Origin of the sequence: Actinomadura sp. 9N407 (assembly GCF_044326315.1) — a bacterium.
GTDB lineage: Bacteria > Actinomycetota > Actinomycetes > Streptosporangiales > Streptosporangiaceae > Spirillospora.
The window spans coordinates 1-24,338 of the sequence record NZ_JBIRAW010000026.1; the positions used below are offsets into that span (position 1 = coordinate 1).

Sequence of the window (24,338 nt, forward strand, 5' to 3'; positions counted from 1 at the left end):
ACTCGTGGCGTGTACGCCCCTCGCACCGCCCGTGTAGGCGAACACGCCACGAGTCAACGGAAGCGGGCGGCACGGTGGGGTCGTGGTCATTGCGCTAGAGGCCCAGTTGGTACTGGTGCTCCTTGTGGGTGGGGCGGTAGCCGAGCGAGTCGTTGACGGCTCGCATGTGGGTGTTGCTTTCGGCCGTGTCCGCGAGCAGCCCGTCCAGGTGCGGGTGCCGCTCGCGGGCCTGCCGGATGGCCTCGGCCTTCATCCACCGCGCGAGCCCGTGGCCCCGGTGCTCGGGCAGGACACCCGTCCCGTAGTGCTGGCCGTCCCCCTTGCCATCGCCGGGGACGACCAGCTCGGTGAAACCGGCGACCGAGCCGTCGGACTCGTCGATGGCGACGACCGTGTGGAGCGACTCGCCGCGATCCGCGACCGCCTCGGCGGCGGCCCGTACGCGCTCGACGTCCCAGACCACGATCCCGTAGTCGGTGTCGTCCATCGGCATGTCGTCCATGGCGCGGCGCGAGGCGGTGAACGTGTCGGCCAGTTCGTCCGGGACCATGCCTTCCCAGGAACGCAGCCGGTAGCCGGGGGACGGCCGGGGAGTCTCCAAGGCGGCGTCGGCCAGGTCCAGCCTGCTGAATCTCAGGCCGAGCACCTTCCTGAATCCGGAGGCCGCGAGGAACAGGTCTCCGGGCGCACCGGCTCTGGCCTGAGCGACAACGGAACGCCGCGCTTCGTCCCGGGCGCACTCGATCACCCGCGCCAGCAGCGCGGTGCCCACGCCCTTGCGCCGTTCGGCGGGATGGACGTTCAGCTCCAGCTCCGCCAGATGGCCTTGGCCCTCCTGCAGGAACACGAGCAGGAAGGCCGATCCCACAGGGGCGCCCTCCGAGTCGGAGGCCAGCCAGGCCAAGCGGCGGCTGTGCGCGGTGGCACCGGGAACGATCAAAGGGGTGATCTGAACGGGGGTCTGCATCGGCACGGGGCCTCCATCGGCTCGGCGCTCCGTCAGGCCGGGCGGCGGCCGATGAGGTTCATGGCGCGCAGGGTCAGCACCGTACGGTCGTCGTCCCTGGTGATCAGCTCACCGCCGGTGACGATCAGGCCGCGGTCGGGCTTGGACCGGGACGGCCGCGCCTCGACGATCGTCGCGCGTAGCCGCACCGCGTCCCCGGGGCGGAGCGGGGACGGCCAGCGCAGCTCGTCGATGCCCGGGGACGCGAGGCTCGCGATGCGGGACAGGTAATGATCGGCGAACAGCCGCATGCACAGGGACGAGGTGTGCCAGCCGCTGGCGATGATCCCGCCGAACGGCCCGGACGCGGCGTACGCGCGGTCGATGTGGATCGGCTGCGGGTCGAACCGTTCCGCGAAATCGAGGATCTCCGCCTCGGTCACGGTGAGGTGCCCGTACTCGTAGACCGCGCCGGCCTGGTAGTCCTCGAAGTAGCGCTCCCCGGCGGGGGTGGGAAAGTCGGTGTCGCTGAGCGTCCTGGTGCCGTTGGGCGCACTGTTGGCTGTGCTGTTGGTCATAGAGGCCAGCATCGCGCATACCCGCCCACACTGAGCGCCTGGGCCGGGGGCCCCAGGCGATCTGCGTGGACGGAAGAGCCTGCCGGCCTGGACGAGACCGGCCTGGATAAGGCTGGCCTGGACGAGACCGGCCTGGATGAGGCCGGCTTAGATGAGACCCTGGGCGAGGATGGCGTCCGAGACGCGCTCGAAGCCGGCCATGTTGGCGCCCTTGACGTAGTCGCCGGGGGCGCCGTAGCGCTCGGCGGTCTCGTAGCACTCGTCGTGGACGGCTTTCATGATGCGGGCCAGCTCGGTCTCGACCTTCTCGAACGACCAGATCTCGCGGCCCGCGTTCTGGGCCATCTCCAGCCCGCTGGTCGCGACACCGCCCGCGTTGGCGGCCTTGCCGGGACCGAACGACACGCCCGCGTTCTGGAAGAGGTGCACCGCGTCCGGCGTGGTCGGCATGTTCGCGCCCTCGGACACGGCCTTGACGCCGTTGCGGACGAGGGTGGCCGCGTCGTCGGCGTTCAGCTCGTTCTCGCAGGCGGACGGGAACGCGATGTCGGCCGGGACGTCCCAGACCCGGCCGCCGGGTACGTACCGGGCGGACGGCCCGCGCAGGTCGGCGTAGTCGCTGACCCGGCCCCGCTTGATCTCCTTGATCTCCTTGAGCAGCTCCAGGTCGATGCCCTTCTCGTCCACGACGTAGCCGCCGGAGTCGGAGACGGTGACGACGTTGGCGCCCAGGGCCTGGGCCTTCTCGATCGTGTAGATCGCGACGTTGCCGGAGCCGGAGACCGAGGCCTGCTGGCCTTCGAGGTCCTCGCCGCGCAGCTTGAGCATCTCGGCCGTGAACAGCACGCTGCCGTACCCGGTGGCCTCGGTACGGCCCGCGGAGCCGCCCCAGGCCAGGCCCTTGCCGGTGAGGACGCCGGCCTCCCAGCGGTTGGCCAGCCGCCGGTACTGCCCGAACAGGTAGCCGATCTCACGGCCGCCGACGCCGATGTCCCCGGCCGGGACGTCGGTGTGCTCGCCCAGGTGGCGGTGCAGCTCGGTCATGAACGACTGGCAGAACCGCATCACCTCGTTGTCCGAGCGGCCGTGCGGGTCGAAGTCGCTGCCGCCCTTGCCGCCGCCGATGTTCAGCCCGGTGAGCGCGTTCTTGAAGATCTGCTCGAAGCCGAGGAACTTGACGATGCCGAGGTTGACCGTCGGGTGGAAGCGCAGGCCGCCCTTGTACGGGCCGAGGACGCCGCTGAACTCCACCCGGAAGCCCCGGTTGATGTGGATCTCGCCCTTGTCGTCCTGCCAGGGGACGCGGAAGATGAGCTGCCGCTCGGGCTCGGTGACCCGCTCGACGATCTTCGCGTCCAGCAGTTCGGGACGGGCGTCCAGCACCGGGGCGAGGGCCTCCAGTACCTCCCGTACCGCCTGGTGGAACTCGGGCTCGCCCGGGTTGCGGCGCAGGATCCGTTCGTAGGACTCTTTCAGCGCGGACACCGTGGCGGGCGAGGCGGAGCTCCCGGGGGACAGGGGCATACATGCTCCTTCGACGTTTTCGGGCGACTTTTGTATGTGCACGTACCGTTATGGAGGATACGTTTGCCCGGCCCCTGCCCCCGACCGCGTCTCACCCGGCAGGACGCCGGATGATCTCGTACAGGCTGCCCAGCCCCTCGGCGCCGTGCCCGGCCGCGACCGCGCGGCCGAACAGGTCCTTGAGCGCGAGCGGCATGCCGGTGTCGATCCCCGCGGCCCGGCTCGCCGCGGCGACGTGGTCCGAGCCGACGGCCTGCATGTGCAGGCTGTTGAGCTCGCCCGGGTACGCGCCCGCCTCGATCTCCTCGGTGATGATCTTCAGGAAGCCCATCGGCCCGTCGACGGCCAGGTCGGCGACCGTCTGGGCGGCGTACGGCAGGAACGTCCGGGCGCTCACCCCGGCGCTCCCGACCAGCGCGACCGCCTGCATGTAGCCGACCAGCGTGGTCCAGAAGAGGAAGAGCTGGGCCTGGTAGTAGAGCATCGACAGGCCCGAGTCCGCCCCGACGTAGGTCGCGTCGGCCAGGGTCTCGAGCGTGCCACGGTGCCGGTTCAGGACCGCCTCAGGGCCGCTGTAGAACACGTACGCGCCCGGCTGGCCGATCCCCGGCGGCGGAGTCATGATCCCGCCCGTGAGCAGCTCAGCGCCGTTCTCGACGGCCCAGACGCTCGCCTCGCGCAGCTCGTCGGGCGTTCCGGAGCTGAGGTTGACCAGCACCCGCCCCTTCAGCGCGCCGGTCGCCGCGCCGATCGAGTCGTACATGGCCGTGTAGTCGGTCTGGCTGATCACGACGAGCTCGTTCGCCGCGAGGGCCTCTTCGGGGGTGGCGGCCGGCGTCGCACCCCTGGCGACCAGCGGATCGGCCTTGCTCGCCGTACGGTTCCACACCGTCGTCGGATGCCCCTTGGCAAGGAACGTCTCGGCCATCGCCGCACCCATGGGGCCCAGGCCGATGACGGTCACCGGGGGGAGGTTCTGCTCAGTCATTTCGTGCTCCCTTCGTCGGAGACCACGATGTGCCGAGCCCCTACGGAATCCCTTCGGATCCGCTACGGGTACGGGCTTGACGTGCGCGAAGGCAGCGCGACACTGGGGCCGTGATCAAAACGCCGCGTCCCCAGAACTGCAACGAGTCGTGCGCGGGGTCCGGCCGCTTTTCCTGTTCAGGCGGTTAGCCTGGCAGCGTGCGTTTCGGGGTGCTCGGTCCGGTTTCGGTGTGGACGGACGACGGACGTCCCGTGCCCGTTCCGGAGGCCAAGGTCAGGGCGCTGCTGGCGGGCCTGCTCGTCACCCCTGGACGGCCCGTTCCGTCCGACCGGCTGATCGACGACCTGTGGGGCGATCACCCGCCGCGCAATCCCTCCGGCACGCTCCAGGCGCGGGTCTCGCAGCTGCGCAAGGCGCTGGGTGATCGCGATCTCGTGGTGTTCCGACCGCCGGGGTACGCGCTGCAGGCCCCGGCCGGCGCGGTGGACGCCGAGCGCTTCGAGACGCTGATCGTACGGGCGGGCGAGGCGGGCGAGGCGGGCGATCCGCGCGTCAAGGCGGGGCTGCTCGCGGACGCGCTCGCGCTGTGGCGGGGCCCGGCGTTCGCCGATTTCGGGGACGCCGAGTTCGCCCGGGCGGCGATCGCGGGCCTGGAGGAACGGCGGCTCGCGGCCCTGGAGGAGCTGGCTGCGACCCGGCTGCGGCTGGGCGAGCACGCGCGAGTGGCGGGCGAGCTGGCCGAGCTGGTCGAACGGCACCCGTCCCGCGAACGGCTGCGCGCCGCGTACATGCACGCCCTCTACCTCGCCGGTCGCCAGAGCGAGGCCCTCGCGACGTACCAGGATCTGCGCGAGAACCTGGCCGAGGAACTGGGCCTCGATCCGGGCCCGGAGGTGATGGCCCTCCATCAGGCGATCCTCACCCAGGATCCCGCGCTCGCCGTGACCGTCCCGGTCGCCGGGCGTCCCCGTACGAACGTTCCCGGGTCGCGCAGCGAGCTGATCGGCCGCGAGCGGGCCGCCGCCGAGGCCCGCGCGCTGCTGAAGACCGACCGCCTGGTCACGTTGACGGGCCCTGGTGGTGTCGGCAAGACGCGCCTGGCCTTGGAGGTCGCCGCGGTCGCCACGCGGCCGGACGCCTCGTACCCGGACGCCTCGTACCCCGATGGCGTGTGGCTGGTGGAGCTGGCCCCGGGCAACCCCGCCGACGTCGCCGCGCTCGCCGACACCGTGGCCGGGGTCCTGGGCGTACGGGACGAGCCGGGCCCGGCGTCCCCGGTCGAGCGCCTCGCCTCCGTCCTGAAGGCCCGCCGGACGCTGCTCGTCCTGGACAACTGCGAGCACGTGATCGCGACGGCCGCCGAGCTGGCCGCGCGGCTGCTGGCGGCGGCGCCGGAGCTGCGGATCCTCGCCACCAGCCGGGAGCCGCTGGGCATCGAGGGCGAGCGGCTCCAGGTCGTACCGCCGCTCGATCTGCCCGGCCCCGGCGCGGAGGAGCCGGAACGATTCAGTGCCGTACGGCTGTTCGTGGCGCGGGCCGCCGCAGCGGCGCCGGGGTTCGCGCTGGACGAGCGGACGGCCGGTCCGGTGGCGACGATCTGCCGGCGGCTGGACGGGATCCCGCTCGCCCTGGAGTTGGCGGCCACCCGGGTCCGCGCACTCGGCGTGACCGAGCTGGCCGCCCGGCTGGACGACCGGTTCCGGGTACTGGCCGCCGGGCGGCGGGACGCCCCGGCCCGCCAGCGCACCCTCCGGGCGGTGATCGATTGGAGCTGGGAGCTGCTGGAGGAGCCCGAGCGGCTGCTCCTGCGCCGGCTCGCCGTCCATGCCGACGGCTGCGCGCTGGAGGCCGCCGAACGGGTCTGCGGCGAGCCCGAGCTGGATGTGGTCGGCCTGCTCGCCGGGCTGGTCGACCGCTCGCTGGTGACGGTCACGCACGACGGCGAGGCCCGGTACCGGCTGCTGGAGTCGGTGGCCGCGTACGGGCTGGAACGGCTGCGCGAGGCCGGCGAGGAGCAGGAGATCCGGCACCGCCACGCGCGCCACTACGCCGGTCTCGCCGAACGCGTCGCGCCCCTGCTCCGTGGCACGGGCCAGCGGGACGCGATCGAACGGCTCGACCGCGAAGGCGCCAACCTGAGCGCCGCACTGGAGTGGGCGGCCGGGAACGGGTTCGCCGATCTGGCGTTGCGCCTGGTCAACGCGCTCGCCTGGCACTGGTACCTGCGCGGCCGGTACGGCGAGGCGCGGCGTTCGCTGGCGCTCGCGCTGGACGTTCCGGGCCCGGCCGCGCCCGGGCGGCGGGCCGAGGCGCTGACCTGGCGGAACGGCATGACCATGATGTCCGGCGACGGCGGTGACTCCGAGCGGCTCCGGCTGGAGGCACTCGCCGCGTACCAGGACGTGAGCAACATAGACGTGGGCAACGAAGACGTGGGCAACGAGCACGATGTGCTGGCGCGGGCCAGGGCGGAGTGGTTCCTGGCGTACGTCCACTGGCCCTATGGCGATCTGGCCGCGAACGAGGTACGAGCCGATCGGGCGCTCGCCGCGTTCCAGGAGCACGGCGACCGCTGGGGGACGGCCGCCGCCCTCAGCACCCGGGCGAAGCAGGCGATGGTCCGGGGCGACCTGGACGGGCTGCGCCGCGACGGCGAGCGCGCGCTGGTGCTGTTCGACGAGCTGGGCGATCGGTGGGGACGGCTGGAGGCCACCGAGGCGCTGGGCCGCCATGCCGAGATCACTGGCGACTATGGGCGTGCGGCGACCCTCCGCCGCGAGGGCCTGCGGCTGGCGGAGGAGCTGGAGATGGGGCCCGAGGCCGCGTTCCGGATGGCCGAACTGGGCCGGGTCGCCCTGCTGACCGGCGATCTCGTCCAGGCCCGGGAGCTGCACGAGCGGGCGCTGCGGATGGGGACGGAGCTGGCCAGCCGGGACGTCACGGAGTTCGCGGAGGTCGGGCTGGCGCTGGTGGCCCGGCGGTTGGGGGAGCACGAGACGGCAGAGCGCCATCTGCGCGCCTGCCTGGGCGGGCTGCGCCGGATCGGCGGGCGGTCGGGGATCTCGTTCATCCTGGCGCAGCTCGGCTTCGTCGCAGCGGAACGCGGCGACGCCGCGGGCGCCCTGGCGCTGCATCGCGAAGCGCTCGACGCCGCCCGCTCGACCGGTGATCCACGGGCCGTGGCGCTGGCCGTGGAGGGGATCGCCGGCGCGCGGGCGCTGGCCGGTCACCACGCCCATGCCGCGCGGCTGCTCGGTACGGCCGCCGCCCTGCGCGCGGCGGCCGGGGCCCCGCTCCCGCCCGCCGAACGCGGCGACGTCGACCGGATCGCCTCCTCCGCGCGGGCCGCGCTGGGCGAGGAAGATTTCGCCAGGGCGTTCGCACGAGGTTCCTTCACACGAGGTTCCTTCACACGAGGTTCCTTCACAAGAAGATCACCGGCATGATTTAATCTGGACATCGAACATCCCGATTAACCGACCATCCCGATGAACCAACATCTTGGTTGACCGAGAAACTTGATCAAGCGCGTGGAGGGCCCGATGACGTTTCCGGCCGAGGATTTCGCCTGGCAGGGCGAGCTGCTGGACCTCGACGCCTACCTGGAGCGGATCGGGTACGACGGGGACCGTTCCCCGACCCTTGAGACGCTGCGCGCGCTGCATCGGGCCCATGTCACGGCGATCCCGTTCGAGAACCTGGAGGTCGTGCTCGGGCGCCCGGTGCTGCTGGGCGTCGAGGCCGTCCAGGACAAGCTTGTACGGCATCGGCGCGGTGGCTACTGCTTCGAGCACACCGAGCTGCTCGCGGCGGTGCTGGAACGGCTCGGGTTCACGTTCACGGCCCTGTCCGCACGGGTCTCGATGGGCATCCCGAAGCTGCTGCCCGCCACCCACGCCGTGCTGCGCGTCGAGGTGGACGGCGGGCTCTGGCTCTGCGATGTCGGGTTCGGCGCCGGGCCGCTGGAGCCCCTCCCGTTCATCGACGGCACCGTGTCCGAGCAGGGCGGCTGGTCGTACGAGCTGCACCAGCTCGACGCGTCGCTGGGCGGGCTGCCGGGGGTGGAGCACTGGACGCTGTTCCAGAACGGCCCGCAAGGCCGGATCCAGCGGCACACGTTCATCCTGTCCCCGTCGTACCGGATCGACTACGACCTCGGGAACCACTTCATCTCGACCAGCCCGAACTCCCCGTTCACCGGCCGGATCTTCTGCCAGCGCTACGGGCCGGAGATCCACCACGCGCTGGACGACACCACCCTGATCACCACCCACGCCGACGGCCGCGCCGACGCGATCGAGAAGAGCGTCCTGGAGCCCGCCGAGGTCCCCGGGATCCTGGCGAGCGTCTTCGGCATCGAACTCGACGCCGCGGACACCGCCGGCGTCCTCGCCCACCTCGGGGCGCCATGAGGATGAACGAGGGCGTCGAGTGGGCGGCGCACGTCTGCCTCCTCCTCGACTGGCTGGACTCCGATCGCCCGGTGTCCACGACACGGCTGGCGGCGGGCTACGACCTGCCGCCCGCGTACCTCAACAAGCAGCTCCAGGCGCTGGTCAGAGCCGGGATCGTCAGCTCGACGGCGGGGGCGCGCGGTGGCTTCCGGCTGGCCCGCCCGCTGACCGCGATCACGATGATGGACCTGGTCGCCGCGATCGAGGGCCCGGACGAGGCGTTCCAGTGCACCGAGATCCGGCAGCGCGGCATGGGCGCCGAGTCGCTGGAGGACGCGTTCCGTACCCCGTGCTCGATCAGCACCGCGATGCGCCGCGCCGAGCTGGCCTGGCGCCGGGAACTGGCCGCGCAGACCCTGGCCGACGTCCAGGCCGACGCCGACCGGGTCGCACCCCGCCTGGGCGAGCGCATCCGCACCTGGTACGCCCGCAACTGATCTGTTCTGACCCCCTGACCTTCTGACCCCCTGACCTTCTGACCCCCTGGCCTTCCGACCCCCTGACCCCTGAGCGGGACCGCCGCTTCAGGTAGCGAATCTGGATACTGAATATCCATTTTAGAAGGAGTGACATGCAGTCACGGATGGACGGCATCAACACCCTCACGGCCGGCGCTTACAAGGCGCTGCTGGCGCTGGAGAAGTCCCTGCACGACAGCAGCCTTCCCGAGCGCACGCTGAACCTGATCAAGCTGCGCGCCAGCCAGATCAACGGCTGCGGCCTCTGCGTGGACATGCACGCCCACGAGATGCGCAAGACGGGCGAGACCGACGAGCGGATGTGGTCGGTGGCCGCCTGGCGCGAGGCGCCGTACTACACCGACGAGGAGCGCGCCGCCTTGGCGCTGGCCGAGGCCGCCACCCGGATCGCCGACAACCCGGCGGGCGTACCGGACGACGTCTGGAACGACGCCGCCGATCACTACGACGAGGAGACGCTGGCCGCGCTGATCACGGCGATCGCCACGATCAACGCCTGGAACCGGATCAACGTGACCATCCGGCGCCCCGCCGGGTCCTACCGCAACGCCTGACCGGAGCGGGTGCGGGGAAGTCTCCGCCTGTCCGGGCCTGCGGGGCCTACCGCAACGACTCCCGAGCGCGTGCGGGACAATCTCCGCATGCTGCGGGGACGGGAGACGGAAACGGCGGCGGTCGCCGAGCTGGTGACCGCCGCCGCGGCGGGTGCCGGGCGCGGGCTGGTGCTGCGCGGACGTCCAGGCGTCGGCAAGTCAGCGCTCCTGGAGTACGCGGCGGAGTACGCGGCCACCACGGCTCCCGGTATGCGGGTGCTGCGCGCGACCGGCTCCGAGCCCGAGCAGGAAATGGCGTTCGCCGCGCTCCACCAACTCCTCCTGCCTGTCACCCTCCCCGGCACCGGCCTTCTGGAAGCCCTGCCCGAGCCCCAGCGGGACGCCGTACGCGGCGCGCTGGGGCTGGCGCGGTCCCCCTCCGACGTCCGCTTCCTCGTCTCCGCCGGCGTGCTCTCGCTGCTCACCGAGGCCGCCGTGGACGGCGGGCTGCTCTGCCTGATCGACGACTTCCAGTGGTTCGACCAGGCCTCGTTCGACGCGCTGCTCTTCGCGGCCCGGCGGCTGGCGAACGAGGGCGTGGCGATGCTCTTCGCACTGCGCGAAGGCCCGGCCGTACGCGACGTACCGGAACTGAAGGTGGGCGACCTCGACCCGCGGAGCGCCGCCGAACTCCTGACGGAACGATCTTCCATGGCCGCGCCCGTACGGGACCGGATCGTGGCCCTGACCGGCGGCAACCCGCTCGCCCTTCGCGAGGCCACCGACCTGCTGACACCCGGGCAAATGGCGGGCCGTGCGCCGCTGCCCGACCCGCTCCCGGTCGGCTCCGATCTCTTCGGCGACCAGGTGAAGCGGCTCCCCGACGCGGCCCGCCTGCTTCTCCTCGTCGCCGCCGCCGAAGGCCAGGGCGATCTCGAACTGATCCTGCGCGCCGCCGAGCGGCTGGGCGGCGACCCGGCGGCCCTGGACACGATCGAGGCCGCCGGTCTGGCCGAGGTGGACGGGGCGCGGCTCCGGCTCCGGCATCCCCTGATCCGTCCGGCCGCCCACGCGACGGCAGGCCCCTCGGAACGGCGGCGCGTACACACGGCCCTCGCCGACGTGCTGGGCGAGACCGGCGACCGCGACCGGCGGGCCTGGCACCGGGCCGCCGCGACGCTGGGACAGGACGAGGATGTCGCCGCCGCCCTTGCCGGCGCGGCCGAACGGGCCCAGGCCCGGGGCGGTTACGCGGACGCGGCCACCGCGCTGATCCGTTCCGCCGAGCTCACCCCCGACCGTGCCGTACGGGCCGGACGGCTCGCCGGCGCCGCCACCACCGCCTGGCTCGGCGGCCGTCCCGGACTGGCCGAGACCTGCCTGGCCGAGGCCCGCGAGCTGGCCGAGGAGCCGTCGCTGCGCGCCGATCTGCTCGGGTTGCGCGGCCGGTTCGAGCTGATCTTCGGGAACGCCGACGAGGCCTGCCGGATCTTCCTGGAGGGCGCCGCGCTGGCCGGCGGGACCGATCCGTCCCGGGCGCTGGAACTGCTGGCCGACGCCTCCGAAGCCGCCGGCGGCGTCGGTGACGACGCGGCGATCATCGACATCGGGCGGCGCGCCGAGGCCCTCCCGGGCGGCTTCCTCCGGCAGGCGGTGGCGGGGATCGGGGCCATGCTCGACGGTGATGCCGAGCGCGGCGGTGCCCTGCTGCGCGCGGCCCTGGAGTCCGCCGACGAGCGGACCGACGCGGCCGGGTTCCTGTGGGCCTCGGCCGCCGCGAGCTACCTCGGCGAGGCGGACGCGGCGGCGGCGTGGATCGTACGGGCGGGCCAGGTGGCACGGGTGTCGGGGATGACCGGCCAGCTCCCGGTGGTCCTGGAGTTCCTGGCCACCGCGGAACGGATCAACGGCCGGTTCGCGCTCAGCGCCGCCATCGCCGACGAGGGGCTCGGGCTCGCCAGGGAGGCCGGGTACGTCAACTCCGCCGCCGCCCATCTGGCCAACCTCGCGGCGGTCGCGGCCGTCCAGGGACGCCAGGAGGAGTGCGAGCGGTACGCGCGGGAAGCCCTGGCGATCGCGATCCCGCACCGGCTCGGGCTGCGCGTCGGGATCGCCTCGTACGCGCTGGGGCTGCTCGATCTCGGCCTCGGCCGGTTCGCCGCCGCCCACGCCCGCTTCGAGAGCATGGTCACGGCGGGCCCAGGCGCGGGACATCCCACTTCGGTCTGGCGCTCGACCCCCGACCGGGTGGAGGCCGCCATCGGCTGCGGCGAGGCGGCAGCCGCCCGCGCCGCAGTGTCGGCCTACGAGCGATGGTCGGTGAAGGCCAAGACCCCGCAGTCGCGAGCGCTGCTGGCCCGCTGCCGGGCGCTGCTGGAGTCGGGCGAGAAGGCGATCCCGCTCTACGAGGAGGCCCTGCGGCTGCACGCCGTGGACGGCGGATCGCCGTTCGAGCTGGCCCGTACCCAGCTCCTCTACGGGGAACGGCTCCGCCGTGGCCACCGTACGAGCGAGGCACGCCGGCCCCTCCGGGCCGCCGCCGACACGTTCCAGCGGCTCGGCGCCGACCCCTGGGCCCAGCGCGCCCTGAACGAGCTGCGCGCCACAGGGGAAAGGGCCTCGGCACCCGCGAAGCCCGACGCCTTCAACCAGCTCACACCGCAGGAACTGCGCATCGCCCGCCTCGTCGCGGACGGCGCCTCCAACCGCGACGTGGCCGCCCGGCTGTTCCTCAGCCCCCGTACGGTCGAGTACCACCTCTACAAGATCTATCCGAAGCTCGGCATCTCCTCCCGTACCGAACTGGTCCGGCTCTCTACCCAGTGACGCGAGCCCAGTGACGCGAGCCCAGTGACGCGAGCCGAGTGACGCGCGCGGCCCAGTGACGCGAGCCCAGTGGTCCTACTGAAGCCACGGGGGCCGACACGGGCCAAGCTCATAAGTGTTCAAGGAGCACGGACACGAGGAGACGTTTTGACGACGGGACGCATGATCAACGCCAACGGCATCGAGCTGTGGACCGAGGAGTTCGGCGACCCGGCGCACCCGCCCGTCCTGCTGATCGCGGGCTCGATGTCGCAGGGCCTGCTGTGGCCCGACGCGCTCGTCGGCCGGCTCGCCGCCGCGGGCCGCCGGGTGATCAGGTACGACCACCGGGACACCGGCCGGTCGAGCGTGATCGACTTCGAGGCCGATCCGTACACCTGGGCCGACCTCAAGGACGACGCGCTCGCGGTGCTGGACGCGTACGGGATCGAGGCGGCGCACCTCGTCGGGCATTCGGCCGGCGGGCTGGTGGCGCAGTGGATCGCGGGCGAGCACGCCGGCCGCGCCCTGAGCCTGACGGTCATCGGTTCCTCCCCGCTCGGCCGCCGGGAGGGCGAGGTCATCGTCCGAGCGCTCACCGGCGAACCGGCCCGCCCGGGGGACCTGCCCCCGCCCACCCCGGAGTTCGTGGACTTCTTCACCAGGGTCGCGGCGAACCCGCCCGCCCCCGACCGCAAGTCCATGATCGACTTCGCGATCGAGACGGCCCGGATGCTGGCCGGCCCGGACCTGCCGTTCGACGAGGACGAGCAGCGCCGCCAGGAGGAGCGGATCCATGACCGCGCCCGCCGTCCCGGCTCCGAGGCCGGGCACCAGCGGGCGGGCATGGCCGACCTGACCGTCGAGCCGGTCGGCCTGCTGGGCCGGATCACCGCCCCCACGCTGGTCGTCGAGGGCACCCGCGAGCCCGCCAAGCCCGGCCACGGCGCGCTCATCGCGGCGGAGATCCCCGGCGCCGGACTGCTCATGATCGAGGGAATGGGCCACACCCTCCCGCCCCAGGTCCTGGACGAACTGGCCGCCGCCCTCCTGACCCACACCGACACCCGCACCGGCACCCGCACCCGCACCGACACCGGACCGGTCACCTGACGGATGCCCGGCCTCACCGGCCCCTCCTAGCGTCGAAGACGACACGTCCACACCGGACACGTTCGGACCAAGGGGGTTCCCATGACCAGGCAGAACGACGCAGGACGGGCCGCGGCGACCCGGTGGATCTCCGGACGGGCTCACCCGCTGGACGCGCCTGAGGCCGGCGCGCCGCTCACCGATCTCGAACCGCTGCGCGCGCTCGCGGCCGATGCCACGGTCGTGGGGATGGGAGCGTCGACCCGGGGCGCTCGCGAGGTGTCCGTCCTGCAGCACCGGGTCGCCCGGTTCCTGGTCGAGGAGCTCGGGTACCGGACGCTCGCGCTGGAAGAGGACTGGACGAGAAGCCTGAGCCTCGACGCGTACGTGCGTACCGGCGAGGGCGACCCGCGCGAGCTCCTCGCCGAGATGTGGCTGCCCTGGCGGACCCGGGAGATCCTCGATGTCATCACCTGGATGCGGGAGTTCAACGAGCGGCATCCGAACGACCCCGTCCGGTTCGTCGGCATCGACTTCACCGGCATCCGCGAGGTCGCGTACGACACCGTCACCGAGTACGTGCGCCGGGCGGCACCGGACCGGCTTCCCGAATTGGACGCGCACTACGCGCCGCTCCGCCCCACCGGCGAGATCGACGAGCATGTCGGGCATTACCGAAGCCTGCCCGACAAGGCACCGCACATCGCACACGCCGAGCGCGCGTACGAGCTGGCCGCAGCGCTGCCACCTACCGCCGGACGGGACGTCGCGCTGCAGCAGGCTCGGGCCGTCGTGGACTTCCACATCTTCCATTCGCGCCCGATCATGGAGGCCCTCCCGTACGCGGAACGGCGGATGGCAGAGAACCTCCTCTGGTGGCACCAGTACACCGGCTCCAAGGTCGTCTACTGGGGAGGCACCGCCCACTCGGCCCCCGGCCGTTCGATCGGCGACTCCGGTAGCGGCGACTCCGGCGCTGGTAACCCTGGTAACGGCGACGCGGAACTCAACACCGGCGGCACTCTCCGCCGCCACCTCGGCAAGGGTTATCTCTCCATGGGCGTCACCTTCGGCCAGGGCGCGGTGCACGGCGGCGTCCCCGTACCGCCGCCGCCCGGCGACTACGCCGACTCCGTCCTGGACACGGCCGCGACCACCGGCCACTACCTGGTCGACCTGCGCGATCCCGGTGCCGCGCCCGAGGTCACCGCCTGGCTGAACGCCCCGTCCAAGCTGCGCGTGATCGGCCCCGGCTACCGCCCCGAGGACGACGCCGACCACCACATGGCCGGCGGCACGGTGGCCGGATGGCTGGACGTGGCCGTCCACTCCCGCGAGGTGACCCCCTCACGCCCCGGGTGACGGGCGGGGTCAGGCCGCGGCGAGGTCCAGGCGGGCGAGTTCGGCGCGGGAGGCCACGCCGAGCTTGGGGAACGCCTTGTACAGGTGGTAGCCGATGGTGCGCGGGCTGAGGAACAGCTGGGCACCGATGTCGCGGTTGCTCAGCCCGGTCGCGGCGAGCCGTACGACCTGGAGCTCCTGCGGAGTGAGGGCGGCGAGAGGCCCCGATCCACCGCCGCTCTGGCCCTTCACGTCTCCGGCGGCGATGCTCTCCCCGGCCGCGCGCAGTTCCGTACGGGCGCGTTCGGCCCACGGCACGGCGCCCAGCCGCTCGAACAGGTCAAGCGCCGAGTGCAAATGCGTGCGGGCGTCGTTGCGGCGGCGGGACCGGCGCAGCCACTCGCCGTACAGCAGCTCGGTACGGGCCCGCTCGAACGGAATCGTCCCGTCCTCCCGATGCACCTCGACCGCTCGCGCGTAGGCCTTGCCCGGGTCGTCGGCGACCAGCGCGGCGCATCGCAGCGCGACCGCCTCCGCCCATGGCCGCCGGATCTGCGCCGCCCACTCCTGGTACCGGCCGGCCGCGTCGCGGGCCGACTCTGGATCCCCGGCGCGTATGGCGGCCTCGACGAGATCGGGCAGGCTGGCGATGGCGCCCTGCCGTCCCGGCCCCGCCACGATGTCGGACAGGCGGGCCAGCGCGGCCTCGTGCCGGCCGAGTCCCAGGTCGAGCAGGCTCAGCGCCCCGGCGGCGTGCGCCCCGCTCGGCGGCAGCCCCCGGCGCAGCGCCTCGGCGGTCAGCTCCTCGCAGCGCCGCTCGTCCCCCTGGATCGCCGCCAGCAGCGCCAGTACGGTCGCGTTGTAGATCCGGAGCCGGTGCCGGCCGGTGTCCTCGGCGATCCGCATCCCCTCGGTCGCCGCCGTCAGCGCCTCGCCGTACCGGCCCAGGATGAGCCCGGTCCGCGCGAGCAGCGGCAGCACCAGGGACAGCAGGCCGATCGCGCCCTGGTCGCGGCAGCGCCGGGCCAGGTCCTCGGCGGCCTCGTACGCGCCCTCGATGTCTCCGAAGAGCAGCTGCCACCAGGCGGTGTTCAGGACGTCCCGGATCCCGACGCAGGGCCCGGTGTCGGCCAGCAGGACGCGCAGGGCCGACGCGCCTTCGGCGGTCTCGTGCTCGGCCAGCGGGTCCTGCCCGATGAACATCGTGGCGATCGCCCGGACGAGATACGCGTTCGGCAGGCCGAGGCCCTCGGCGTGGTCGGCGGCCTCGCGCAGCGCCTCGATGTCGCCGGTGTTGGCGGCGGCGGACGCGGCCTTGAAGAACAGGAAGCCGGCGGTCATGGGCGCCGCCTCCGCCACCGCGACGCCCGAGTCGTACAGCAGCCGGTACGCCTCCTTGCCCCGGTCGGCCTCGTCGGCGAGCGAGGCCCTGATCAGTACGAGATCGGCCCGGTCGACCGGATCGGCCAGGTCGGCCGCGGCCCGTTCGGCCAGGGCGATCGCCTTCTCCGGCAGGTCGCCGTCGACCGCGGCGCGCGCGGCGGCCGCCAGCCGCCGGCCGCGCTGCGCGGGGTCGGGGCTGAGCGCGGCGGCCCGCTCGTACATCGCGGTCACCCCCGCGTACCCGCCCGCGTTGCGGTCGAGCTCCGCCGCGTCCTCCAGCACCCTGGCCACGCTCTCGTCCGGCCCGGTGACGGCACTGGACAGATGCCAGGCGTGGTGGCAGGGGTCGCCCAGCTCCCGGTACGCGTCGGCCAGCGCCCGGTGCGCCGCCAGCCGGGCGCTCAGCGGCTCGCCCGCGCTCGCGGCGGTACGGATCAGCGGATGCCGGAACTCCAGCCGCCCCTCGGACGAGGCCAGCAGGCCCCGCCGCTCGGCCGGTTCGAGATCGGCCACGGAGCCCCCGAGCCGTTCGGCCGCGCGCAGGATCACGGCCAGATCGCCCACGTCGTCGGCCGCCGCGATCAGCAGCAGCGTCCGCGTCGCGGCGGGCAGCCCGGCGATCCGTTCGGCGAAGGAGCGCTGGATGCGGTTGAACGTCGAAGACGGAGCGGACGGCGACCCACTGGAACGGACGGTCGGCAGCTCCACCAGCGCCAGCGGATTGCCCGACGCCGCGACAAGGATCTCGGTCACCTCGTACCGGGGCAGCTCGGCCGCGCGCTCGGCGAGCAGGCTCGCGGCGGCGTCCTGGTCCAGCCCACGCAGCCGCAACTCGGGAACCCCCGGCGCCGCGAACTCGGCAGTGTTCTCCGCCCCGCCGTTCTCCGGTCCGTTGGTCCCTGGCCCATCCTGATCCCGCGCCGCCAGCAGCACCGCGAGCGGTTCCGCCTCCAGCCGGCGGACGGCGAACAGCAGCGCCCCGGCCGACTCGGGATCCAGCCACTGGACGTCGTCGACCACGCACAGCAGCGGGCGTTCCTCGGCCAGGTCGGCCAGCAGCGTGAGCACCGCCAGCCCGACCAGGAACCGGTCACCGGAGCCCTCCGCGGTGCCCATGCTGAGCGCGGCGCGCAGCGCCCCCGCCTGCCCGTCCGGCAGCGCGCCGATCCGGTCCAGATGCTTGCGCAGGAGCAGGTGCAGGCCCGCGTACGGCATCCCGCTCTCGGTCTCGATCCCGGTACCGCGCAGCACCTGCATGCCCTCACCGGCGGCGGTGTCCACGGCCCGTTCGAGCAGCGCCGTCTTGCCGATCCCGGCCTCGCCCCGCAGGATCAGGGCCTCGCTGCGCCCCTCCCGTGCCCGGCGGACCAGCCGGTCGATGTGGGTGATCTCCTCGTCCCGGCCGTGCAAGCGCATGTCGGCAACCCTAACCGAGTCGTTCCACGACAAACCGGGCCCTGGCCTCGACGGACACACGCGGCAGAATGATCAGCTCGTAGCCGTACCCCCGGTAGGTCTCGACCATCGCCGCGTACGTCCGCTCGGCCTCGTCCAGGGACTGCCTGCGCTCGCCGTCGTGCTCATAGATCTCCGGCCACGGCGGCGCGATGAACACCGTGCTCCGGTAGCGGAAGCGCCGCGCCGCCCCGGCCACATGATCCGGTACGGGCAGACCCTCCAGCCGCAGGTAGCCCACGATGTCCGGGACACCCCGGTCGAAGAGGACCGTTCCCTCGGCGGCCTCCGCCATCCGGTACGAGCGCAGCTCCCAGGAGAGCATGAGTTCGGCGAACAGGCCCGGATCGTTCCAGGGCAGCGCCGGGCCGCCGATCGCCATCTGGTCGCGGATCACACCGCGCCCGGCCTCCTCCGAACGGGCGTACCCGTACCCGGCCAGCCGGTCGATCAGCGTGCTCTTGCCCGACCCCGGGCCGCCGGTCAGCACGACGAAGCGTTCGGTCATGAGCCGATTCTGGCGGCCCTGGATGGACGCGCCTCGTGTGGGTACGCGCCGTTCAGGCAGCGGTGATCCAGACAGAGGCGATCCAGTTCAGAGGCGATCCAGACGAGGGTGGGCGAGATGACCGAACGCAAGGACCAGGGCGGCGACGACCGGGACAAGCCGCTGGCCGACCGGCGAGCGGAGGCCGGAGCACCACAGGAGGACGACCCGGACATCGCAGGTGAACACGAGCCCGGCCCCACAGACCCGCCCAACGCCCCGGCCGACGGCCCAGGCGGCGAGGAAGAGGGCTACACCCCCCAAACCGAAATCCCCTAACCCCCTGGAGCGCCGTCCGGGATCAGGTGTCGGCGAGGTAGCGCTCGACGGTCTCGACCTTCGACGTCAGCCCGTTCGTCACGCCGGGGCGCATGTCGGCCTTGATCACGAACCCGACCCGCGGAGCACGCTCGGCGACCGCGTCGACGGCCTGTTTGATCACGGCCATGACCTCGTCCCACTCACCCTCGATGGTGGTGAACATCGCGTCGGTCTGATTCGGCAAGCCGCTCGCCCGAACGACCCGCACGGCCTCGGAGACGACCTCGCCGACATCTTCGCCGACACCGAGCGGGGTGATGGAGAAGGCAACGAGCATCTTGGACTCCTCAAGTTCAGACAGGGCTCGCGACCGAGCAAGTCGAGGCTAGGCCCAGAACGGCCGGGGCTGACACCGGCGGGACTCCGCCGCCCTAGAACGGCGCCGGTGTACGGACGGGCGTTCGGGGTGGCGTTGGGACGGGACCATCTCGTACGCGGCGGTGCGGGATGGGAACGGCTCAGTCGCAGAGCGTGGGGCGGGGGCGGGTCAGCCCGTCGGTGCAGTCCTCGGGTGTGAAGCCCGCCTCCTCGGTTCTGACCTTCGGCCGCCAGGTGTGCAGGACCCTGCCGCCGGCGTCGTACCCGGTCACGCTCAGGACGCGGATCGTGGGCGAGGACATCGCCCCGTTCGCCATGGGCCCGGTGACCCCATGGTCCGGCATCATCTTGGCCGGGGTCTGGGCGAGGAAGAAGCCGTTCCGGACGGCGGCCTCGTCCGTGCGCCCGCCCGCCCAGGCCACGCTGATCTTGACCACCTCAGGCTTGGCGCGGCCGACGACCACGGCGTGCAGTTCGTCCCATCCGCTCACCGCCTGAACCTGCCGGATCCCGTCCACGCGCAACGGCGCGCCGAACCCGAAGAGTCCTCCGTGCGGCTTCCCTGGCCAGGCGTTGAACTTCGGTGGTTCGGTGTTGCCGCGCCCGTCGCTCACACAGAGCACGTAGCCGTGCCGGCTTCCGACCTCCGCGAGCCGTCCGCCCCGCACCGGCATCGTCGTCAGCAGCCGGAAGTCCGAAGCACTGCCCATGTCAGGACGGTTCTCGCCCATGGAGCCGACGGGCGGGCCGTTCCGCATGCAGGCGCGGGCAAGTGCTCGCTCTTCGGGGGTGTTCTCTGGCAGGCCGCTGGGGGCGTTCTGCGGCGGTCCGCTCGGGCTCCGGTCAGACGGGCCGAGGACCTCGGTGTTGGAGTCCCCGCCCACCGCGACGACCGTCACGGGCACGGCGACCGCCAGGGCGAGGGCCGCCGCGCCGGCGACCACCCTGGTCTTGTGGCGGCGGGTGGCGGTACGCAGGGCGCGGTCGGTGAGGTCGTCGACGGGCTCGGCGCGGTCGGCGATAGCGGTGAAGGCTTCCCTGAGCATCGGGTCTGTCATGGTCGGCTTCCCGAGGGCGTGAGGTGGGCGGTCAGGTCGGGGGCCAGTTCCCGGAGCCGGGCGATGGCGCGGTGGGTCTGGCTGCGGACGGTGCCGACCGAGCAGCCCATGATCTCGGCGATCTCACGTTCCGGCAGGTCCTCGTAGTAGCGCAGGACGAGTACCGCCCGTTTGCGCGGCGGCAGTGCCAGCAACGCGCGTTCCAGTGTCACCCGCAGATCGACGTCCGGCCCGGACGAGGGGAGGTCCGGCGGCTCCGCGAAGGCCGACTCGCGGCCGCGCCACCGCCACCGGGTCACCTGTTCGTTGTACATGGCACGGCGGACGTAGCCCTCGGGATTGTCGCGCACGTGTCCCCACCGCGCGGCCGTCTTCGCCAGCGCGTTCTGCAGCAGTTCCTCGGCGGCGTGCTGGTCACCGGTCAGGACGTACGCCGTCCGAATGAGGCTGTTCGACCGCGCCGCGACGAACGCGCTGAAGCTCTCTCGGGCCTCTCGGTTCAAAGGGGCCTCCTTTGGGGTGTCATCTCCTCAGACACCGCAGGGGCCCCGCAACTATGCCGCCTTGCTCGACTTTCCGGAAACGCGCGCGAACGGGCGCGGACCGTGGTGGTCCGCGCCCGTTTCGCGTGCTGGTCAGGCGGGGTGGTCGGGCTGCTGGTCCGGTGGGACTCCGCCGCCCTTGCCGCCGCCCTTCTTGCCCTTGTCGGTCCCGTGGGCGTGGCCCTTGGGCTTGGTGCCCTTCGGGTCGGTCGCCTCCGCCGGCGGCTCCTGGTTCACCGCCGTGCGCTCGGTCCTGCTGATCTCGCGCTGCTGCGGGTTCGGCATGGTTCTCTCCCCCCTTGTCTTCGGCTTGTCTACGGTTTGAGCGGGTCGTGGCCGACGGACATCAGCTCGTGCCGCCACCGCTCGTTCTGGACGGCGTCCGCGGGACGGTCGTCGACCCGTTCCTCGACGAACTCCACGACCTTCCGCATGACCTCGGTGTCCTCCCGGGTCAGGTCGACCTTGCGCTTGCGCAGCAGGTCGACGACCTGGACGCCGAGTTCGGGCAGCCGCATCCCCGGATCGGCCGGGAAGGCCTCCTCGCCCGAGGCGTCGGTGAGCAGCCAGGTCCGGATCTCGTCCGAGGTCATGTTGACGACCTCGTGGAACTCGTCCCACAGAAGCTCGACATCCGCGGGCGTGCTGTCGGTCATCGTGCTCTCTCCTTGATCGTCGAGCGGCCGGTGATCGTCGAGCGGCCGGTGATCGTCGGGCGGCCGGGGGCGGTCATGCGGGCACCGAGTCCCGGTCGCGCTCCCAGTGGCGGTGGGCGGCGATGGCGGTGATCAGCTGGTTCGCGAAGCCGGGGTCGCCGCCGCGCCGGGTGACCACGCCCTGGTCGGTGAGGGCGCCCTCGCTCGCGACCCGTACCCCGGTGACGCCGGCGCGTTCCAGGAGTTCGATCCCCGCGTCGATGGCGCCGATGGCCTTGCCGTGCTTGAACGCCTCGGCCACGAAGTGCACGGCCAGCCCGTCGGCCTTGAGGGCGCGGACGCTCTCGGGGCCGCCGGGGATCAGTACGGCGTCGTACAGGACCGACGCCATCGTCGGCATGGCCTTGGTGACGTCGACCTGGGCGCCGTTGGCGGCCTGCACCTCGCCGCCCTTGGCCGCCAGCACCTCACAGACCGCGCCGGCGTCCACCAGGGCCTCGCCGACGGACGCGATGTCGCCGGAGTCCACCCCGTCGGCCACCAGGATCGCGACCTTGCGGCCCTCGATGGTGTCGGTCGGCGCGTTCGCCTGACTGAGCGCGGGCGAGCTGCGGCCGTGGTTGGGCGAACCGGCGGCGGCGGGCGCCGCCACCCCGATGCCCTCGGCGACCTGGACGGCCAGCTCGTGGTCCACGTGGTTGAGGTGCCGGACGACGCCCTCGCGGATGGACATCGTCTCGCATTTGCCCAGCTCGAACCGGAACGCGGCGACGATGTGCTCCTTCTCGAAGCCCGCCATGCTGTTCCAGAAGAGCGTGGCCTGGCTGTAGTGGTCGTTGAAGCTCTCGCTGCGCTTGCGGATCTTCTGCCCGTCCACCCGCTCCTGGTAGTGGGTGTACGCGCCGTCCCCGGCGATCGCGGGGCAGCCGCCCGACAGCGAGTTCTTGTGGTACGCCGACCGCGCCTGGTGGATCCCCATCTGGTGGTAGCCGTCGCGGTGGTGGTTGCGGACGTCGGCGACGGGCCGGTTGACCGGGATCTGCGGGAAGTTGGGGCCGCCGAGCCGGATGAGCTGGGTGTCCAGGTACGAGAACAGCCGGCCCTGGAGCAGCGGGTCGTTGGTGAAGTCGATGCCCGGGACCACGTTGGCGAGGTGGAACGCGACCTGCTCGGTCTCGGCGAAGAAGTTGTCCGGGTTGCGGTTGAGGACCATCTTGCCGACCGGCCGGGCCGGGACCTCTTCCTCGGGGATGAGCTTGGTGGCGTCGAGCAGGTCGAAGCCGAACCTGTGCTCGTCCTCCTCCGGTACGAGCTGCACGCACAGCTCCCATTCGGGGAAGTGCCCGGACTCGATGTTGTCCCACAGGTCGCGCCGGTTGAAGTCGGGGTCCTTGCCCGCGATCTTCTGCGTCTCGTCCCAGTCCAGCGAATGCGTGCCGAGCTTGGGCTTCCAGTGGAACTTCACGAACGTGCCACGTCCCTGGGCGTTGACCAGCCGGAACGTGTGGACGCCGAATCCCTGCATCATCGCGTAGCTGCGCGGCAGCGCCCGGTCCGACATCAGCCACATCATCATGTGGATGGTCTCGGGCTGGAGCTGGACGAAGTCCCAGAGCGTGTCATGCGCGGACTGGGCCTGCGGGATCTCGTTGTGCGGCTCCGGCTTCACCGCGTGCACGAAGTCGGGGAACTTGATCCCGTCCTGGATGAAGAAGACCGGCATGTTGTTGCCGACCAGGTCGTAATTGCCCTGCCGGGTGTAGAACTTCGTCGCGAATCCCCGGACGTCCCGTACGGTGTCGGCCGATCCGCGCGATCCGGCCACGGTGGAGAACCGGACGAACACCGGCGTGGTCAGGGACGGATCGGTCAGGAATTCCGCCGCCGTGAACTCGGCCAGCGACCCGTCGTACACGTGGAACTGGCCGTACGCCCCGGCGCCGCGCGCGTGTACGACCCGTTCGGGGATCCGCTCGTGGTCGAAATGGGTGACCTTCTCGCGGAAGTGGAAGTCGTCCATGAGCGTCGGGCCGCGCTCGCCCACCGTCAGCGAGTTGTCGGTGTCGTCGACCCGAATGCCCTGGTCGGTGGTCAGCGCCGGGCCCTCGGGGCTCACGCGGTCGCCGGCGAGCTGCCGTTGCTTGTCGTCATCACGATCGGCGGAGTCCGCCATATCGTCCTACCCCCGGTCTCGTGCCATCTGATTCGATGGCCCGCCTACCCGGGAGATCGGGCCCTATGCCCAACGTGCCGCAAAGACGCCATCGCGGCCCGAAGCAGGCGCGGAGCTAGGGGGTGAGGGCGGCGACGATCTCGGCTGCCGGGGCGTCGGAGGCCAGCCTGTACGAGGTTCCGGCCCACAGGTTGACGCCCTCGGGGTCGCCCTGCGCGGCGGCGGCCTTGCGCAACGGCGATGTCACGTAGTGAACCTCGGGATAGACGGCGGGCGCGAACTCCTCGTACCGCGTCATGAAGCCGTTGACCAGGCCCCGCGCGGGCCGTCCACTGAAAGCCCTGGTCAGAGCCGTACGTGTAGAGCGACGATCGGTGAGCGCGGCCCGATGGACCGCACTGGTCCCGCTCTCCGGGCTTCGCAGGAAGGCGGTGCCGAGCTGGGCCGCGACGGCGCCCAAGGCGAGCGCCTCGGCGACATGCTCGCGCGTCCCGAGCCCGCCGGCCGCGATCAGTGGCAAACCGGTGACGCTGTGTACGGCGGCCAGCAAGGGGCGCAATTCGATGGGTGGTCCAACGGCGTTGGTGAACGATCCCTGATGGCCTCCGGCCTCCGCCCCCTGCACGCAGAGCGCGTCGGCGCCCGACTCGACCGCGATCAGGGCCTCGTCCGGGGTGGTCACCGTGACGATCACGTACGTGCCGCGATCCCGCAGGGCCCGGACGACCTCGGCCTCCGGGCAGCCGAACGTGAAGCTCACCACGGCCGGGGCCTCGGCCACCAGGCTCTCGATCTTGGCCGCGTAGCCGTCGGTCCGGTCGCCTCCCGGCGTGCCGGGCGCCACGCCGAGCCGCTCGCCTTCGGGAACGAGCCGTTCCCGGTACGCGGCGACCGCGGCCTCGTCGACCGGATCGGACGAGGGCATGAACACGTTCATCCCGAAGGGCCGCGAGGTCAGCGCCCGGGTCGCGGCGATCTCCTCGCGCATCGCCTCGGCGCTCTTGTAGCCCGCGGCCAGGAACCCGAGCCCGCCCGCGCCGGACACCGCCGCGGCCAGCGCGGGCGTCGAGCCGCCGCCCGCCATCGGAGCCTGCACGATGGGGCGGTCCAGCCGTTCCAGCATGCGCGAAATACTACGAGAGACC

21 protein-coding genes are annotated in these 24,338 nt (G+C 72.2%); 8 read left to right on the top strand and 13 right to left on the bottom strand.

Translation table 11 applies throughout. The features are described 5' to 3' along the window. Positions 1-94: 94 nt before the first annotated feature. The 4 genes from ACH34Q_RS32435 to ACH34Q_RS32450 all read right to left on the bottom strand — a co-directional run bounded on the left by ACH34Q_RS32435 (position 95) and on the right by ACH34Q_RS32450 (position 4,036). Positions 95-967, bottom strand: coding sequence for a GNAT family N-acetyltransferase (locus tag ACH34Q_RS32435; protein WP_395987065.1), 873 nt, complete (start codon positions 965-967; stop codon positions 95-97). 32 nt (positions 968-999) lie between these two features. After that, positions 1,000-1,524 (bottom strand): MaoC family dehydratase, encoded by a 525-nt coding sequence (locus ACH34Q_RS32440; protein ID WP_395986931.1) that lies wholly within the window; start codon positions 1,522-1,524, stop codon positions 1,000-1,002. 147 nt (positions 1,525-1,671) lie between these two features. Beyond that, on the bottom strand, positions 1,672-3,048 hold the full coding sequence (gdhA, locus tag ACH34Q_RS32445; protein WP_395986932.1) for an NADP-specific glutamate dehydrogenase: 1,377 nt from the start codon (positions 3,046-3,048) through the stop codon (positions 1,672-1,674). 91 nt (positions 3,049-3,139) lie between these two features. Next, positions 3,140-4,036, bottom strand: a complete 897-nt coding sequence (locus ACH34Q_RS32450) for an NAD(P)-dependent oxidoreductase (protein WP_395986933.1) — start codon at positions 4,034-4,036, stop codon at positions 3,140-3,142. 197 nt (positions 4,037-4,233) lie between these two features. Here ACH34Q_RS32450 and ACH34Q_RS32455 point away from each other — a divergent pair, with 197 nt between their 5' ends. The 7 genes from ACH34Q_RS32455 to ACH34Q_RS32485 all read left to right on the top strand — a co-directional run bounded on the left by ACH34Q_RS32455 (position 4,234) and on the right by ACH34Q_RS32485 (position 14,761). Continuing rightward, positions 4,234-7,482 carry an AfsR/SARP family transcriptional regulator gene (locus tag ACH34Q_RS32455; protein ID WP_395986934.1) on the top strand — a complete coding sequence of 1,083 codons (3,249 nt, stop codon included), beginning with the start codon at positions 4,234-4,236 and terminating at the stop codon, positions 7,480-7,482. A 96-nt stretch (positions 7,483-7,578) separates the two neighbouring features. Then, positions 7,579-8,448: an arylamine N-acetyltransferase gene (locus ACH34Q_RS32460; protein WP_395986935.1), complete on the top strand. Its 870-nt coding sequence runs from the start codon at positions 7,579-7,581 to the stop codon at positions 8,446-8,448. Beyond that, complete coding sequence (locus tag ACH34Q_RS32465; protein ID WP_395986936.1) at positions 8,445-8,927, top strand: RrF2 family transcriptional regulator; 483 nt, start codon at positions 8,445-8,447, stop codon at positions 8,925-8,927. Before ACH34Q_RS32460 ends, ACH34Q_RS32465 begins: the two co-directional genes overlap by 4 nt. 134 nt (positions 8,928-9,061) lie before the next feature. Beyond that, the gene (locus ACH34Q_RS32470) at positions 9,062-9,523 is read left to right on the top strand and encodes a carboxymuconolactone decarboxylase family protein (protein ID WP_395986937.1); all 462 of its coding nucleotides are present in this window, start codon (positions 9,062-9,064) and stop codon (positions 9,521-9,523) included. A gap of 87 nt (positions 9,524-9,610) precedes the next feature. Next, positions 9,611-12,328: an AAA family ATPase gene (locus ACH34Q_RS32475; RefSeq protein WP_395986938.1), complete on the top strand. Its 2,718-nt coding sequence runs from the start codon at positions 9,611-9,613 to the stop codon at positions 12,326-12,328. Between the two features lie 147 nt (positions 12,329-12,475). Beyond that, positions 12,476-13,420, top strand: coding sequence for an alpha/beta fold hydrolase (locus tag ACH34Q_RS32480; RefSeq protein WP_395986939.1), 945 nt, complete (start codon positions 12,476-12,478; stop codon positions 13,418-13,420). A gap of 81 nt (positions 13,421-13,501) precedes the next feature. Beyond that, positions 13,502-14,761 carry an erythromycin esterase family protein gene (locus ACH34Q_RS32485; protein ID WP_395986940.1) on the top strand — a complete coding sequence of 420 codons (1,260 nt, stop codon included), beginning with the start codon at positions 13,502-13,504 and terminating at the stop codon, positions 14,759-14,761. A gap of 9 nt (positions 14,762-14,770) precedes the next feature. Here ACH34Q_RS32485 and ACH34Q_RS32490 read toward each other — a convergent pair whose 3' ends face one another. Both ACH34Q_RS32490 and ACH34Q_RS32495 read right to left on the bottom strand, forming a co-directional pair. Beyond that, a complete protein-coding gene (locus ACH34Q_RS32490; protein WP_395986941.1) occupies positions 14,771-17,539 on the bottom strand; it encodes an AAA family ATPase in 2,769 nt (922 codons plus the stop codon). A 10-nt stretch (positions 17,540-17,549) separates the two neighbouring features. Then, a complete protein-coding gene (locus ACH34Q_RS32495; RefSeq protein WP_395986942.1) occupies positions 17,550-18,086 on the bottom strand; it encodes an AAA family ATPase in 537 nt (178 codons plus the stop codon). A 117-nt stretch (positions 18,087-18,203) separates the two neighbouring features. Between ACH34Q_RS32495 and ACH34Q_RS32500 the strand changes: the two genes are divergently transcribed. Next, entirely contained in the window at positions 18,204-18,404 is a 201-nt protein-coding gene (locus tag ACH34Q_RS32500) for a hypothetical protein (protein ID WP_395986943.1), read from the top strand. Between the two features lie 22 nt (positions 18,405-18,426). On the opposite strand, the gene ACH34Q_RS32505 is transcribed toward ACH34Q_RS32500, so the two are convergent. From ACH34Q_RS32505 to ACH34Q_RS32535, 7 genes are all read right to left on the bottom strand, one after another. Then, positions 18,427-18,723 (bottom strand): MTH1187 family thiamine-binding protein, encoded by a 297-nt coding sequence (locus tag ACH34Q_RS32505; protein WP_395986944.1) that lies wholly within the window; start codon positions 18,721-18,723, stop codon positions 18,427-18,429. A 181-nt stretch (positions 18,724-18,904) separates the two neighbouring features. Continuing rightward, positions 18,905-19,822, bottom strand: coding sequence for a hypothetical protein (locus ACH34Q_RS32510; protein ID WP_395986945.1), 918 nt, complete (start codon positions 19,820-19,822; stop codon positions 18,905-18,907). Further along, a complete protein-coding gene (locus ACH34Q_RS32515; RefSeq protein ID WP_395986946.1) occupies positions 19,819-20,325 on the bottom strand; it encodes a SigE family RNA polymerase sigma factor in 507 nt (168 codons plus the stop codon). The genes ACH34Q_RS32510 and ACH34Q_RS32515 overlap by 4 nt, the downstream gene beginning before the upstream one ends. Before the next feature lie 132 nt (positions 20,326-20,457). Further along, positions 20,458-20,649 (bottom strand): hypothetical protein, encoded by a 192-nt coding sequence (locus ACH34Q_RS32520; protein WP_395986947.1) that lies wholly within the window; start codon positions 20,647-20,649, stop codon positions 20,458-20,460. A gap of 29 nt (positions 20,650-20,678) precedes the next feature. After that, a complete protein-coding gene (locus tag ACH34Q_RS32525) occupies positions 20,679-21,020 on the bottom strand; it encodes a DUF3140 domain-containing protein (protein WP_395986948.1) in 342 nt (113 codons plus the stop codon). Positions 21,021-21,093: 73 nt separating this feature from the next. Next, positions 21,094-23,193 (bottom strand): catalase, encoded by a 2,100-nt coding sequence (locus ACH34Q_RS32530; protein WP_395986949.1) that lies wholly within the window; start codon positions 23,191-23,193, stop codon positions 21,094-21,096. 115 nt (positions 23,194-23,308) lie between these two features. Continuing rightward, positions 23,309-24,316 (bottom strand): NAD(P)H-dependent flavin oxidoreductase, encoded by a 1,008-nt coding sequence (locus ACH34Q_RS32535; RefSeq protein ID WP_395986950.1) that lies wholly within the window; start codon positions 24,314-24,316, stop codon positions 23,309-23,311. Positions 24,317-24,338 lie beyond the last annotated feature (22 nt).